At 63.1% G+C, this 12,884-nt stretch carries 15 protein-coding genes; 13 read left to right on the forward strand and 2 right to left on the reverse strand.

All coding sequences use genetic code 11. The features are described 5' to 3' along the window. Positions 1-2 precede the first annotated feature (2 nt). The 4 genes from PNAP_RS12965 to PNAP_RS12975 all read left to right on the forward strand — a co-directional run bounded on the left by PNAP_RS12965 (position 3) and on the right by PNAP_RS12975 (position 2,734). Positions 3-1,436, forward strand: coding sequence for an efflux transporter outer membrane subunit (locus tag PNAP_RS12965; protein ID WP_011801974.1), 1,434 nt, complete (start codon positions 3-5; stop codon positions 1,434-1,436). A gap of 142 nt (positions 1,437-1,578) precedes the next feature. Next, entirely contained in the window at positions 1,579-1,722 is a 144-nt protein-coding gene (locus PNAP_RS25685) for a DUF3149 domain-containing protein (protein WP_083758042.1), read from the forward strand. Between the two features lie 314 nt (positions 1,723-2,036). Beyond that, positions 2,037-2,423 (forward strand): hypothetical protein, encoded by a 387-nt coding sequence (locus tag PNAP_RS12970; RefSeq protein ID WP_041376697.1) that lies wholly within the window; start codon positions 2,037-2,039, stop codon positions 2,421-2,423. 5 nt (positions 2,424-2,428) lie between these two features. Next, positions 2,429-2,734: a hypothetical protein gene (locus PNAP_RS12975; RefSeq protein ID WP_011801976.1), complete on the forward strand. Its 306-nt coding sequence runs from the start codon at positions 2,429-2,431 to the stop codon at positions 2,732-2,734. A 64-nt stretch (positions 2,735-2,798) separates the two neighbouring features. Here the strand turns inward: PNAP_RS12975 and PNAP_RS12980 are convergent, their stop codons facing one another. After that, a complete protein-coding gene (locus PNAP_RS12980) occupies positions 2,799-3,356 on the reverse strand; it encodes a septal ring lytic transglycosylase RlpA family protein (protein ID WP_011801977.1) in 558 nt (185 codons plus the stop codon). Positions 3,357-3,779: 423 nt separating this feature from the next. On the opposite strand from PNAP_RS12980, the gene PNAP_RS25690 reads away from it, so the two are divergent. After that, positions 3,780-4,241 (forward strand): GNAT family N-acetyltransferase, encoded by a 462-nt coding sequence (locus PNAP_RS25690; protein WP_083758043.1) that lies wholly within the window; start codon positions 3,780-3,782, stop codon positions 4,239-4,241. Positions 4,242-4,254: 13 nt separating this feature from the next. Continuing rightward, positions 4,255-4,659, forward strand: coding sequence for an SMU1112c/YaeR family gloxylase I-like metalloprotein (gene gloA2, locus PNAP_RS12985; protein WP_011801979.1), 405 nt, complete (start codon positions 4,255-4,257; stop codon positions 4,657-4,659). Between the two features lie 51 nt (positions 4,660-4,710). Here gloA2 and PNAP_RS12990 read toward each other — a convergent pair whose 3' ends face one another. Next, the gene (locus tag PNAP_RS12990; RefSeq protein ID WP_011801980.1) at positions 4,711-5,709 is read right to left on the reverse strand and encodes a PfkB family carbohydrate kinase; all 999 of its coding nucleotides are present in this window, start codon (positions 5,707-5,709) and stop codon (positions 4,711-4,713) included. A gap of 130 nt (positions 5,710-5,839) precedes the next feature. Between PNAP_RS12990 and PNAP_RS12995 the strand changes: the two genes are divergently transcribed. The 7 genes from PNAP_RS12995 (at position 5,840) to PNAP_RS13025 (ending at position 12,821) form a co-directional block, all read left to right on the forward strand. Further along, on the forward strand, positions 5,840-6,838 hold the full coding sequence (locus PNAP_RS12995) for a sugar ABC transporter substrate-binding protein (RefSeq protein ID WP_011801981.1): 999 nt from the start codon (positions 5,840-5,842) through the stop codon (positions 6,836-6,838). Positions 6,839-7,011: 173 nt separating this feature from the next. After that, positions 7,012-8,019 carry a porin gene (locus PNAP_RS13000; RefSeq protein WP_011801982.1) on the forward strand — a complete coding sequence of 336 codons (1,008 nt, stop codon included), beginning with the start codon at positions 7,012-7,014 and terminating at the stop codon, positions 8,017-8,019. Between the two features lie 142 nt (positions 8,020-8,161). Further along, the gene (locus tag PNAP_RS13005) at positions 8,162-9,115 is read left to right on the forward strand and encodes an ABC transporter permease (RefSeq protein ID WP_011801983.1); all 954 of its coding nucleotides are present in this window, start codon (positions 8,162-8,164) and stop codon (positions 9,113-9,115) included. Next, positions 9,115-9,906, forward strand: coding sequence for an ATP-binding cassette domain-containing protein (locus tag PNAP_RS13010; protein WP_011801984.1), 792 nt, complete (start codon positions 9,115-9,117; stop codon positions 9,904-9,906). The genes PNAP_RS13005 and PNAP_RS13010 overlap by 1 nt, the downstream gene beginning before the upstream one ends. 26 nt (positions 9,907-9,932) lie before the next feature. Next, positions 9,933-10,385 (forward strand): RbsD/FucU family protein, encoded by a 453-nt coding sequence (locus PNAP_RS13015; RefSeq protein ID WP_011801985.1) that lies wholly within the window; start codon positions 9,933-9,935, stop codon positions 10,383-10,385. Next, the gene (locus PNAP_RS13020; RefSeq protein WP_011801986.1) at positions 10,382-11,596 is read left to right on the forward strand and encodes an ROK family transcriptional regulator; all 1,215 of its coding nucleotides are present in this window, start codon (positions 10,382-10,384) and stop codon (positions 11,594-11,596) included. Before PNAP_RS13015 ends, PNAP_RS13020 begins: the two co-directional genes overlap by 4 nt. Positions 11,597-11,819: 223 nt before the next feature. Next, the gene (locus PNAP_RS13025; RefSeq protein ID WP_011801987.1) at positions 11,820-12,821 is read left to right on the forward strand and encodes a sugar ABC transporter substrate-binding protein; all 1,002 of its coding nucleotides are present in this window, start codon (positions 11,820-11,822) and stop codon (positions 12,819-12,821) included. The last annotated feature ends 63 nt before the right edge of the window (positions 12,822-12,884 follow it).

Genomic DNA, 12,884 nt, shown 5'->3' on the forward strand with positions numbered 1-12,884 from the left:
CCATGCATCTGAAGAAGAATTTTTATCCAGCCCGCACGCCGGTTCTTTGCGCCTTCACACTGGCGCTGCTGCTGGCCGGCTGCGCCGTCGGCCCCGACTACCAGCGTCCCGCGACGCTAGAGGTCAGCGCCTTCAAGGAAGCCGAGGGCTGGGTCGCCGCCGCCCCGGCCGATGCGCTGGAGCGCGGCCCGTGGTGGCTGCTCTTCGGCGACCCGGTGCTCGACGGGCTGGCCGCGCGCGTCGAAGTGTCGAACCAGAACGTCGCCGCCGCCGTGGCCGCCTATGCGCAGGCGCGCGCCGTGATGCGCGAGCAGCGCGCGTCGCTGTTTCCCACAGTCACGCTGGACGGAGGCGCCAACCGTTCACACAGCAGTTCGAGCAGTTCCAGCGCCAGCAGCGGCGGGCGCACCGGCAACAGCTACCAGCTCAGCATAGGCGCGAGCTGGGAGCCCGATGTCTGGGGCCGCCTGGGCCGCGCGGTCGAAAGCAGTTCGGCCAGCGCCCAGGCCAGCGCCGCCGACCTGGCCTCGGCCCGGCTGTCGGCCCAGGGCGAACTGGCCATCAACTACCTGACGCTGCGCCAGACCGATGCCCAGAAAGCGCTGCTTGAAACGACTCTGGCCGGCTACCAGCGCACGCTGGAGATCACGCAGAACCGCTACAGCGCCGGCATTGCCGCCAAAACCGATGTGCTGCAGGCGCAAACCCAGCTGGCCAATGCGCAGGCCGACGACGCCGGGCTTTTCCGCCAGCGCGCCCAACTGGAACACGCCATTGCCGTGCTGGTCGGCGAAGCGCCCGGCAATTTCTCGCTGCCGCCCGCCGCCTGGAAGCCCGTGGTGCCGGAGGTTCCGGTGGGTGTTCCGTCCACCCTGCTGCAGCGCCGCCCCGACATTGCCAGCGCCGAGCGCGGCGTGGCCGTGGCCAACGAACAGATCGGCATCGCTAGAGCCGCCTACTACCCGAGCCTGCCGCTGGGCGCCTCGTATGGATTCGGCGCCAGCCGCGTGGCCGAGCTGTTCAGCGCTTCGAGCAGCGTCTGGTCGCTCGGCCTGTCGGCGGCGCAAACGCTGTTCAACGCCGGCGCCACCCGCGCCCGCGTCGAAGGCAGCGAAGCGGCGCATGCGCAGGCGGTGGCGCGCTACCGGCAAACCGTGCTGACGGCGTTCCAGGGCGTTGAAGACCAGCTCGCCGCCACCCGCGTGCTGCTGGCCCAGCAAGACCTGCGCCGCCAGGCCTCCGAAGCCGCCGACCAGGTCGAGCAGCAGGTGCTCAACCGCTACCGCAGCGGCCAGGTCAGCTACACCGAAGTCATCACCGCCCAGGCCACCGCGCTGAACGCCCGCCGCGCGCTGGTGCAGGCCATGGCCGACCGCCAGACCACCGCCGTGGCCCTGATCCAGTCGCTGGGCGGCGGCTGGCAGGCCGGAATGTAAAGGGATTCACGCCAGCGCGCTGGCCCCGATGCCTTAAAAAATCCGGCATGCAGCCAACTGTTGACCAGGATCAGAATCCCACGCGCCCGACAGGGGGATAGTCGTAACAAATTAAACGATTTAAACCCCTTGGAGCTATTCCATGAAACTGCTGACCGACCTGTTTTCCACCGACTATGGCCTCATGAGCATTGGCGGCATCGCCTTCATGATTGGCATGGGCGCGTTTTTCCTGCGCCTGTTTCTGGGCAAGATGAAGCACGACCCAACCCGTCCCCAGCAGTAAGCCTGGACAGCGCGCCGGCACTGCCAATTCATCATCGAATTGGCCATTTGCGCAATAGCAGCGGGCGCAAGAAGCTATATAAAACATAGCATCCTGCTTCAAACCCGCCAGTCGATTCATGCCGATGCAGCGCCTCGTTCAAGCGCGGCCTGTTCACTGTCTTTCACCCTCGAACCCTTGCGCCGGTTCACCGTTTCCGAAGCACCGGGAAACCTTCAGCCTACAGTTGAACGGTAGGTCAACCCACAAGGATTCCTGGGCAGCGGCATTCAAATATCCACTGGCACTGTTGCCAGGAGGATTTGAAAATGCTTATGACAGACAACACTGAAACCCCCTCGCCGATGACTGACGGGGCCAGTCAAACCGGATTCGCCAGCGAGGCGCAGGCAAAAGGCGCAAACACCGTGCAAGCGCTCCGTCCCACCATCGACGATGCCAAAGCCGCCGGGCGCGAAGCCCTGGGGACGGCCAAGGAGATCGCTGGCGATGCGTGGAAAACGGCACGCAGCTACGCGAAAAATGCAAGCGGCATGGCGGGCGAGAAACTCGGCACCCTGAAGACCAGGGCTTCCGACCTTCAAGCGACGGCTTCCCGCCGCATCGCCGATGAACCCCTCAAGGCGGTGGCCATTGGCGCCGCCGCTGGCGCGCTGCTCGCAGCGCTGGTGCTGCGCCGCAAGGGCGGCCCACGGAGTTAATGCCCATGGAACCCATGAAGCCGATGGCTCCCATGGCCCCCATGAAACCCATGGAGGCGCCCGATTCAAGCTGGTGGCCGAAGGGGCTTTCCAGCCCTTCGAGCAGCGGCAGCCAGAACGGCGTGCGCTACGCCTTCTTCCCCGAGCAGCGCCGCCTGGCGGTCGAGCAAGGCGGCAAGGTGTCGCAATACGACACTGGCGAGCACCGCATCTCGGGCGTGAGCCAGGCGCAAGGCGGCCATGGCGGCACGCTGCGGTTTAGCAGCCAGAGCGGCGATGTGGACCTTGCTTCGCTCAAGGAAGTGCGCTGAGTGAGGTAGCCGGCTGAACAGGTGGCGGCCTGAATTGAATGGCCGCCATCAATCAATAGCCTTGCTATTTGCCCTGCTTGCCAGAAGCGGGTTTGTTCCTTTTCGCATCGTTTGCGCCAGCGCTATGCTTGACGCTGCCATCAGGCATCGGAATCGCGATGGGCTCAACGCTGACCCTGGCCACGCCGCTGTCTTTCGCGATTCCGATCTTGCGCGCCGTGGCGGGAGACAGGTCCACGATCCGGCCCTTCACATGCGGCCCCCGGTCCTGGATGGTGACCTTCGCGCTCTGGCCGGTTTCCAGATTGGTCACCTTCGCGGTGGTGCCGAGCGGCAGCGTCTTGCTCGCGGCGTTGTCGTCGTGCAGCTTCATCCGGGTGCCGTCCGCCATCTTCCTGCCCGCCAGCCTCTTTGAATAAACCGATGCCTTGCCAACGCGCTTGCGGCCCGACAAGTCCAGCGTCACCTTCGCGGATGACTTGGCGTGCCGTGACGACGCGGAGTGATGCGCTGCAGCCTTTCCTGCGGCAAGCGCGGCGGGTGGAAGCCCGGCAGCACAGGCGACCACGGCCCAGCCCAGCAGAAAGCTGGCTAGGCGATTGAAGCGGGAATGCTTTGGCATGTTGTCGATACTCCTTGAAAGTCATGGTGCCAGTGTTGCCTTGCGGGCAAGCGAAGGGCTGTTGCAGTCAGTATGACAGCGCGCATGGCTGTGTTACAGCATTGGCACGCAAGCCGGCGGCACAGAGCCGGGTCATAATTTGTGCATGCCCACGCACCGCAACCTTACAAACCCCTCTTGCCGTCACCGAGCGCCTGCTGTTCAGGGCGGCAGTTCAGTCCAACGAGGTTTATCCGCCGCGTTTGGCTCCGTTGCCCCTGGCAGGCATCGTGGCGCGGCAGATAAACGCTGATCGTTATGCGTATGGCTGACTATCACCTCCCGCTCCCAATCATCACGCCAAGGCTTGTTATTCGAGATGCTGTCCGCTCGGACATGCGCAGTTGGTCTGCTCTATATAGAAGTCCGAAGGTGCGGTAGCACATGAACGGGCCATTGAAACGGACGGCTCAGGCGTGGTGGGCTGGACACCAACGGGGGGCGGCTGACATAGACCGACCACTTTGCATTGTTCTTCCCGAAACAAACGAATTCGTCGGCGCCTGCGGCTTCTTAACTACGCCACAGCAACATGAGTGGGAAGCTTGGCTCCTGCTTCGCTCCAAGTTCTGGGGCAAGGCTTTTGGACCCGAGGTTACGTCGGCGCTAATTGCAGTCGCTTTTTCATCATTGGGTGCGCAACGTATCGTCGGGATAGTGGACCCAATGAATCATGCAAGTCTCGCCATGATCAAGAAGCTTGGTTTTACTTTCATTCGTGAATACGCGGGTACCACGCGCTGGCAACATGGCCACCATGTCTACAGCGTCGAACCCCATACGCATAACCCGGCGGACAACTGGATCTGCGCGAAAAGCCGCGCAGGTCAGTTACCTCCACGTTAGCCCTCATTCGCATATGCTGAAGCGCATTCATCACGCAGCCATCATCTGCTCGGACTATGAAGCCTCGAAGCGCTTCTACACCGAATGCCTTGGCCTGCGAATACTGGCGGAAAACTATCGCCAAGAGCGCAACTCCTACAAGCTGGACCTCGCACTTCCGGACGGAACCCAAGTGGAACTTTTCTCCTTTCCTGGGGCTCCTGAACGTCCGTCCTACCCGGAAGCGCGGGGCCTGCGTCATCTTGCGTTTGAGGTTGACGACGTAGACGAGTGCAAGAAGAAGCTGGAATCAATGGGCATCGCCGTCGAAGCGATCCGCCTGGACGACTATACGAACAAGCGCTTTGTCTTCTTCGCTGATCCCGATGGACTCCCTCTGGAACTCTACGAGCAGAGGGTCCAGAATGCCGGCTGCTGACTGAGCCGCACCTGTCATCCAGCCAGCCTTTTAACGCCGGACACCCCAGCGTCAGACGCTTGTTTCAGCAGTAAGCTGGCACGGAAAATCGCGCATCCGGGCCAGCACTTCGTCCCGGCTGGGCGGCACGCAGCCGCGCTGCATCACGCACAGCGTGGCGCTGGCCAGGGCGTGCGACACGATGCGGCGGGCCGGCGCATCGGCCAGTTGCGCCAGCACCAGGTCTTTCTCCAGCAGCACGGCCGTGAGCAGCCCCGCCAAAAAGCAGTCGCCCGCGCCCACGGTATCGACCACCTTCACCGGCGCGGCTTCGCGGGCACGCCAGACCTGGCCGCCGCGCGTCAGCAGGCACGCACCCTCGCCGCCCAGCGTCAGGGCCATCAGGTGGGCATTGGTGCCGGCCAGCAGGTTTTTCGCCTGCTCCAGCGGGGTACTGCCGGCGATGCCCAGGTGGCCCAGGTCTTCGTCGCTGGCCTTGATCACGTCGGCCAGCTGCAAGGCGGCCAGCACATGGCGGCGGTAGGCGGCCATGTCGGGCATGACCGAGGGGCGCAGGTTGGCATCGACCACCACGGTTTTTCCGGCCTGACGGCAGGCGGCGAGCCAGGGCAGGTAAATTTGCGCATCTTCGGGGGCCAGCGCCAGGCAGCCGCTGCAGACCATCTCCAGCGTGGGCGCCGCGTCGCATGAACGCATCAGGCCTTCGGCCGATACCGCCCGGTCCGCCACGCCCTGGCGGTAAAACGCATAGTCGGGGTGGCCAGCCTCGCTCAGGGCCACCACGGCCAGCGAGGTGGGCTGGGGCACCGGCTCCGGGCGGGCCAGTTGCACGCCGTCGGCCGCCAGCGCCTGCGCCAGCCGGCGGCCGAATCGGTCGCCAGACAAGGGATTGAGGTAGAGCGTGCCGATTTGCTGGCGCGCCATGGCGCGGGTGAAGTTGAACACCGAACCGCCCAGGCACGGGTCAAACAGGCCGTCAGGCCGTCCGATCAGGTCAATCAGGGCTTCGCCGGCGGTTGCAATTTTTAGGGTTGTCTCAGGGTTTTCCATTATTAAAGTAACTTGATTTAGTTAGTCAGTCTCCACTATAGTTCGGACACGCCCAAACGTAAAGCGTAAACCCCGGGGTTTTTAACTCCGACATCAAGAAACCGCCATCCTTCCTTAACGAGGAGACAACATGAAAAAGTCCACCGCCACCCTGGCCCTGACCGCTCTGGCTTTTGCCGCTTCCAGCGCGTTCGCGGCCGAACCCGTGATCGGGCTGATCACCAAGACCGACAGCAACCCTTTCTTCGTCAAGATGAAGGAAGGCGCCGAGGCCGAGGGCAAAAAACTGGGCGCCAAGGTCATCAGCGGCTCCGGCAAGACCGACGGCGACAACGCCGGACAGATCACGGCCATGGAAAACATGATTGCGGCTGGCGCCAAAACGATCCTGATCACGCCCAGCGATGCCAAGGCCATCATCCCGGCCATCAAGAAAGCCCAGCAAAACGGCGTGATGGTGATTGCCCTGGACAGCCCGACCGACCCGGTCAGCGCCGTCGATGGCCTGTTTGCCACCGACAACTACAAGGCCGGCGTGCTCATCGGCCAGTACGCCAAGGCCGCCCTGGGCGGCAAGAAGCCCGTCATCGCCACGCTCGACCTGCTGCCCGGCCACCCGGTGGGCGCCCAGCGCCACAACGGCTTCCTGCAGGGCTTTGGCCTGCAGTCGCTTGACGCCAAGAGCAACGACCTGGCCAAGCCGGCCGAAGTGGTCTGCATGGCCGACAGCTTTGGCGATGCGGCCAAGGGCCAGACCGGCATGGAAAACTGCCTGCAAAAGAACCCGGCCATCAACCTGGTCTACACCATCAATGAGCCCGCAGCGGCGGGCGCCTACAAGGCACTGAAGACCGCCGGCAAGGAAAAAGACGTGGTGATCGTCTCGGTGGACGGCGGCTGCGCCGGCGTCAAGGACGTGGGCGCCGGTGTCATTAGCGCCACTTCGCAGCAATACCCGCTGAAGATGGCCGCCATGGGCGTTGCCGCCGGCGTGGAATATGCCAAGACCGGCAAGAAGGTCAGCGGCTACACCGATACCGGCGTGACCCTGATCGCCGCCAAGGCCCAGCCCGGCGTGGACAGCAAGGATGTCAAAACCGGCATGGACCTGTGCTGGGGCAAGAAGTAAGCAGCCCTCCCCCTCACTCACCCAGCCGCAACGCTGTGGTTTGAGCCTCTTGAGCCGGTTGCGCGTCACCTGACGGGCAACGGTTCACACCTGCAGGCCCCTGCAAAACCAGGATGGTTCTTGCGGAGCCTTGCAACCGATTTGCAAGCAGTTTTTATTTTTTGGAGATTTTCATGAAAAAAAGTTTGATCGCCCTGGCCGTGGTGGCTGTCTCTGGCGCGGCGACGGCCCAATCCTCCGTGACCTTGTACGGTATTGCCGACGCTTCGTTCGGTGTCGTCAAGAACGGCTCCGTGACGCAAACGAAAGTTGACAGTGGCCTGCTCAATACCAGCCGCTTTGGCTTCAAGGGAACGGAAGACCTGGGCGGTGGCCTGAAAGCCAGTTTCCTGCTGGAACAGGGCTTTAATGTTGACAATGGCTCTTCCCTGGAAGACAGCCAGGACGGCCAGACCAAGCTTAACCAGATGTTCAGCCGCAATGCCTATGTGGGCTTGTCGGGCGGTTTCGGCGAAGTGCGGCTGGGCAAGGTCTGGTCGGCTTTCGATGAAATGAAAGGCGCGTCCAACGCGGCCTGGGACTCGGGCCTGTCGCCGAACAGCGGTGTTTTTTATGGCGGAGCCATTGGCGGCTACACCTACAACCCGCGTAATTCCGTGATCTACTTTACGCCGAATGTGAGCGGTTTCAGCGGCGCGGCCAGCTACAGCATGGGCGAAAACAAGACCGCCACGGTCAATGCCGGCAGGGTTGCCGCCCTGAATGTCAAATACGCCGGCGGTCCGCTGTATGTCGGCCTGGGCCATCAGACCGAACGGGTCAACGGCTCGGTTCCGACGAAAAAATTCACCATGTTGAATGCCACTTACGACTTTGGCATGGCCACGCTGCAGGCCAGCGTTGGGCGTCAATCGCAGAATGACTTGAAAACCCGCGACTGGACGCTGGGCGCGACCGTTCCGGTGTCTGGCCTCCTGTCGGTCTCGGGTGGCGTCGCTGGCTCAACCGACAATGTCGCCGCCGGTGACATCAAGCGCAAGGGCGTCAGCCTGGCGGCCCAGTATGCGCTGTCCAAGCGTACGTTCCTGTACACCGGCTACCATGCCACCCGGACCACCTACCCGGTCCTGCCGCGCCTGAATACCAGCCTCTACGCCGTGGGCGTGAGCCACCTGTTCTAACTTTTCAGGACTGAGGCGATTCAAGCCTATTGAGCCTGTTGCGCGTCACCTGACGGGTAACGGGTAACGTGCAGGCCCCCGTCACACCGGGGCTTGCGTCGGTTCCCTCGCGAACCCTTACCCTCACAAGCCATGCCACGACATGAACACTTCAAAATTACCCTCCATTGCGAAACTGGGGCCTTTTATTGCCTTGCTGCTGGCCTGCGTTTTCTTCGCAACCCAGAACGAACGATTTTTAACGCTCCAGAATTTCTCGCTGATCATGCAGCAGGTCATGGTGGTGGGCGTGATTGCCATCGGGCAGACGCTGATCATCCTGACGGCCGGCATTGACCTGTCTTGCGGCATGGTCATGGCGCTGGGCGGCATCGTGATGACCAAGCTGTCGGCCGACTTCGGCCTTCCCACACCCGTAGCGATTGCCTGCGGCATGGCGGTGACCATGCTGTTCGGCCTGATCAACGGCCTGCTGGTGACGCGCATCAAGCTGCCGCCCTTCATCGTCACGCTGGGCACGCTGAACATCGCCTTTGCCATCACCCAGCTGTATTCCCAGTCGCAAACCGTGACCGATATTCCGGCCGGCATGACCTTCCTGGGCAACACCTTCACCATCGGCAATACCTCCATGGGTTATGGCGTGGTGCTGATGCTGGCCCTTTATGTGGCGACCTGGCTCTGGCTGCGCGAAACAGCCCCCGGCCGCCATATCTATGCCGTCGGCAACAGCCCCGAAGCGACCCGCCTGACCGGTATCGCGACCGACCGGGTGCTGCTGGGCGTGTATGTGCTGGCTGGCCTGTTTTATGGCATTGCCTCGTTGCTGTCCGTTGCCCGCACCGGTGCCGGCGACCCGAACGCCGGCCAGACTGAAAACCTGGACGCCATCACCGCCGTGGTGCTGGGCGGCACCAGCCTGTTTGGCGGGCGCGGCATGCTGCTGGGCACGCTGGTGGGCGCCTTGATCGTGGGCGTGTTTCGCAATGGCTTGACGCTGATGGGCGTTTCCTCGGTTTACCAGGTTCTGGTGACCGGCATTCTGGTGATTCTTGCCGTCACCACTGACCAGATGTCTCGCAAGGGAGTACGTTAATGAACACTCAACCTCAAATCGTGATGCAGGCCAAGGGCCTGGTCAAACGCTACGGCCAGGTCACCGCGCTTGATGGCGCCGACTTTGAACTTCGGGCCGGCGAGATCCTGGCGGTGATCGGCGACAACGGCGCCGGCAAGTCCTCGCTGATCAAGTGCCTGTCGGGGGCGACGATTCCCGATGAAGGCGAAATTTTTCTGGACGGCCAGCCGATTCACTTCAAGAGTCCGATGGATGCGCGCAAATCCGGCATTGAAACCGTGTACCAGGACCTGGCCGTTGCGCCGGCCATGACGATTGCCGAAAACCTGTTTTTGGGCCGCGAGCTGTGCCGCCCCGGTTTTTTCGGCCAGTTCCTGCAGTTGCTGGACAAGAAAAAAATGCTGGAGGAAAGCATCTCGCGCATGAACGACCTGAAGGTCGGCATCCGCTCGATGACGCAGGCGGTCGAAACGCTCTCGGGCGGCCAGCGCCAGTGCGTGGCCGTGGCGCGCGCAGCGGCGTTTGCGCAGCATGTGGTGATCATGGACGAGCCGACCGCCGCGCTGGGCGTGAAGGAAGGCAACATGGTGCTCGAACTGATCCGCCGCGTGCGCGACAAGGGCCTGCCGGTGGTGCTGATCTCGCACAACATGCCGCATGTGTTCGAAGTGGCCGACCGCATCCACATTGCCCGGCTGGGCAAGCGCGCCGCCGTGGTCAACCCGAAATACATCAGCATGAGCGACACGGTGGCGGTGATGACCGGCGCCAAGTCGGCCAGCGAGCTGCCGGAGGAAGCCCATGCGTGAACCCGGCAAACGCATGGAGGCCCTCCATGCTTAAAGGCATCGATCCCCTGATCACGCCCGAGCTGCTCAAGCTGCTGATGGAAATGGGCCATGACGAGGCCGTGCTGCTGGCCGATGCCAACTTCACGGCCCTGAGCCTGGGCGCGGGCAAGCCGGTCATCCGGCTGCCCGGCGCCGGCATGGCGCAGGTGGTCAAGGCCATCAATGCGCTGCTGCCGCTGGCCGCCGATGTGGCGCATCCGGTGGCTTTCATGCAGGTATCAAGCACAGAGCCGCCCTACCTGTCGGCCTTGCAGCGCGAGGTGCTGGACTTGCTCAAGGACAGCCTGCTGCCCCACCAGCAGGCCGAGCCGGTGGAGCGCTATGCGTTCTACGAACGCGTGCAAAAGGCCTGCGCGATTGTGGTGACCGGCGAATTGCAGCCTTTTGGCAACTTTATCTTGCGCAAAGGCGTTATCGGCGAAACTCTACGCCCATGACCAAAGACCAGGCTCCCCCGCTTCTGCGCCCGCGCGGCTCCAACCATGTGGGCATGCGCCAGTTCAACGAACGGGTGGTGCTGCAGGCCATCCGCCAGAACGGCAGCCTGCCCAAAGCCGACCTGGCCCGCCTGACCGGGCTGACATCGCAGACCATCGGCCTGATCACCACCCGACTGGATGAGGACGGGCTCTTGATCCGGCACGACCGGGTGCGCGGCCGCATCGGCCAGCCGTCGGTCCCGCTGGCGCTGAATCCGGATGGCGCGTTTTCCATCGGCATCAAGATCGGGCGGCGCAACACCGACTGGCTGCTGGTGGACTTCACCGGCCGGGTGCGCCAGCGCAAGTCACTGGCCTATGCTTTTCCCGATGCCGGGGTCTTGCTGCCGGCGCTGGGCAAAAACCTGAATGCCTTGCGCGATGGGCTTGGCGACCAGGGCTCCCGGCTGGTCGGCGTGGGCATTGCCGCACCCTTTCAGCTCGGCGGCTGGCACCGGATGCTGGGCCTGTCCGATGCGCAGGCCGACACCTGGAACCAGATCGACCTGAAAGCCGAAGTGCAAGCCATGACCGACCTGCCGGTGAGCTTTGCCAAGGACACCTCGGCCGCCTGCGTGGCCGAGCTGGTGGCCGGGCGGGGCCGCGACCTCAAGAGTTTTCTATATTTGTTCGTGGACACTTTCGTCGGCGGCGGGCTGGTGATCAATTCGCACCTGCATGCCGGCCTGCATGGCAATGCGGGGGCCGTCGCGTCGGTGCCGCTGAATGTCGCCCGGCCCGGCGAAGCCAGGCCGGAGCAGCTGGTTCACCAGGCTTCGCTCTGGGAACTGGAGCAGCGATTTGAAGCGCGTGGACTGGACGCCACCGCCGCTTACGACGAGCGGGCCATGCAGGCGCCGTTCGAGGAAGAAACGACCGCCTGGATCACGCCGGCGGCCAATGCCCTGGCGCACTGCATCGTCAGCGGCACGGCGTTCCTGGACCTTGACGCCATCGTCCTGGACGGCTCGTTTTGCAGGCCGCTGCTGCAGCGGCTCATGGAGCACACCCGCCTGGCCCTGTCGGCCTACAACTGGGAAGGCCTGTGGCCGCCAACCCTGCTCGAAGGCAGCATCGGCCCGGATGCGCGGGCGCTGGGCGGCGCCCTGCTGCCGCTGCACGGAAACTTTGCGCCCGACCGGGATCTGTTCCTCAAGGCAAGCGCCTAGCGCGGCCGGCCGAGCCGCACCAGTGAACCGGCCTGCCCTTTCACGCCAGACAGCCGCTGGCGGCAATTTTTGGGCGGTCTCAGGGTTTCCGATAACTAAAGTAACTTTATTTAGTAAGTCCATCTCCACTATAGTTCGGAGGCGCCCAAACGTTACGCGCCAAGCCCCCAAGGCTTCAAGCCCAGAACACATAACCGCCATCCTTCCTTAACGAGGAGACACCATGAAAAATTCCACCGCAGCCCTGGCCCTGACCACTCTGGCTTTTGCCGCTTCCAGCATCTTTGCCGCCGATAACGTCGTGATCGGCCTGATCACCAAGACCGACACCAACCCCTTCTTCGTCAAGATGAAGGAAGGTGCTGAATTGGAAGCCCATAAACAGCGCGTCAAGGTGATCAGCGCTGCCGGCAAGACCGACGGGGACAACGCCGGACAGATCACGGCCATGGAAAACATGGTGGCGGCCGGGGTCAAGACCATCTTGATCACGCCCAGCGATGCCAAGGCCATCATTCCGGCCATCAGGAAAGCCCAGGAAAAGGGCGTCATGGTGATTGCCCTGGACAGCCCGACCGACCCGGTCAGCGCCGTCGATGGCCTGTTTGCCACCGACAACTACAAGGCCGGCGTGCTCATCGGCCAGTACGCCAAGGCCGCCCTGAATGGCAAGACGCCAGTCATTGCAACTCTGGATTTATTCCCCGGCCACCCGGTGGGCGCCCAGCGCCACAACGGCTTCCTGCAGGGCTTTGGCCTGCAGTCGCAGGGTGCCAAGAGCAACGACCTGGCCAAGCCGGCCGAAGTGGTCTGCATGGCCGACAGCTTTGGCGATGCGGCCAAGGGCCAGACCGGCATGGAAAACTGCCTGCAGAAAAACCCGGCCATCAACCTGGTCTACACCATCAATGAGCCCGCAGCGGCAGGCGCCTACAAGGCGCTGAAGGCCGCCGGCAAGGAAAAGGATGTGATGATCGTCTCGGTGGACGGCGGCTGCGACGGCATCCGGGACGTGGGCGCCGGCATCATCGCCGCCACCGCGCAGCAATATCCGCTGAAGATGGCGTCCTTGGGCGTGATTGCCGGCGTGAAATATGCCAATTCCGGCCAAAAGGTCAGCGGCTACACCGATACCGGCGTGACTCTGGTCTCGGCCAAGCCGCTGCCCGGCGTGTACAGCCTGGATGTCAAAACCGGCACCGCACTGTGCTGGGGCAAAAGATAGGCCACATCCAGCGCTACAGCCAGATCAGCGCGCCCGATGGCGGCGACTTCTAACTGCGCGGCG

Source organism: Polaromonas naphthalenivorans CJ2 (assembly GCF_000015505.1).
Lineage (GTDB): Bacteria > Pseudomonadota > Gammaproteobacteria > Burkholderiales > Burkholderiaceae_C > Polaromonas > Polaromonas naphthalenivorans.

Bases quoted from the DNA above. Each gene is read 5' to 3' on its own strand.
- PNAP_RS12980 (WP_011801977.1), bottom strand. From the start codon at position 3,356: ATGCCAAAGCATTCCCGCTTCAATCGCCTAGCCAGCTTTCTGCTGGGC.
- PNAP_RS13020 (WP_011801986.1), top strand. From the start codon at position 10,382: ATGACCAAAGACCAGGCTCCCCCGCTTCTGCGCCCGCGCGGCTCCAAC.
- PNAP_RS12965 (WP_011801974.1), top strand. From the start codon at position 3: ATGCATCTGAAGAAGAATTTTTATCCAGCCCGCACGCCGGTTCTTTGC.
- PNAP_RS25685 (WP_083758042.1), top strand. From the start codon at position 1,579: ATGAAACTGCTGACCGACCTGTTTTCCACCGACTATGGCCTCATGAGC.
- PNAP_RS13000 (WP_011801982.1), top strand. From the start codon at position 7,012: ATGAAAAAAAGTTTGATCGCCCTGGCCGTGGTGGCTGTCTCTGGCGCG.
- gloA2 (WP_011801979.1), top strand. From the start codon at position 4,255: ATGCTGAAGCGCATTCATCACGCAGCCATCATCTGCTCGGACTATGAA.
- PNAP_RS12990 (WP_011801980.1), bottom strand. From the start codon at position 5,709: ATGGAAAACCCTGAGACAACCCTAAAAATTGCAACCGCCGGCGAAGCC.
- PNAP_RS25690 (WP_083758043.1), top strand. From the start codon at position 3,780: ATGAACGGGCCATTGAAACGGACGGCTCAGGCGTGGTGGGCTGGACAC.
- PNAP_RS13025 (WP_011801987.1), top strand. From the start codon at position 11,820: ATGAAAAATTCCACCGCAGCCCTGGCCCTGACCACTCTGGCTTTTGCC.
- PNAP_RS13010 (WP_011801984.1), top strand. From the start codon at position 9,115: ATGAACACTCAACCTCAAATCGTGATGCAGGCCAAGGGCCTGGTCAAA.
- PNAP_RS13005 (WP_011801983.1), top strand. From the start codon at position 8,162: ATGAACACTTCAAAATTACCCTCCATTGCGAAACTGGGGCCTTTTATT.
- PNAP_RS12975 (WP_011801976.1), top strand. From the start codon at position 2,429: ATGGAACCCATGAAGCCGATGGCTCCCATGGCCCCCATGAAACCCATG.
- PNAP_RS12970 (WP_041376697.1), top strand. From the start codon at position 2,037: ATGACAGACAACACTGAAACCCCCTCGCCGATGACTGACGGGGCCAGT.
- PNAP_RS12995 (WP_011801981.1), top strand. From the start codon at position 5,840: ATGAAAAAGTCCACCGCCACCCTGGCCCTGACCGCTCTGGCTTTTGCC.
- PNAP_RS13015 (WP_011801985.1), top strand. From the start codon at position 9,933: ATGCTTAAAGGCATCGATCCCCTGATCACGCCCGAGCTGCTCAAGCTG.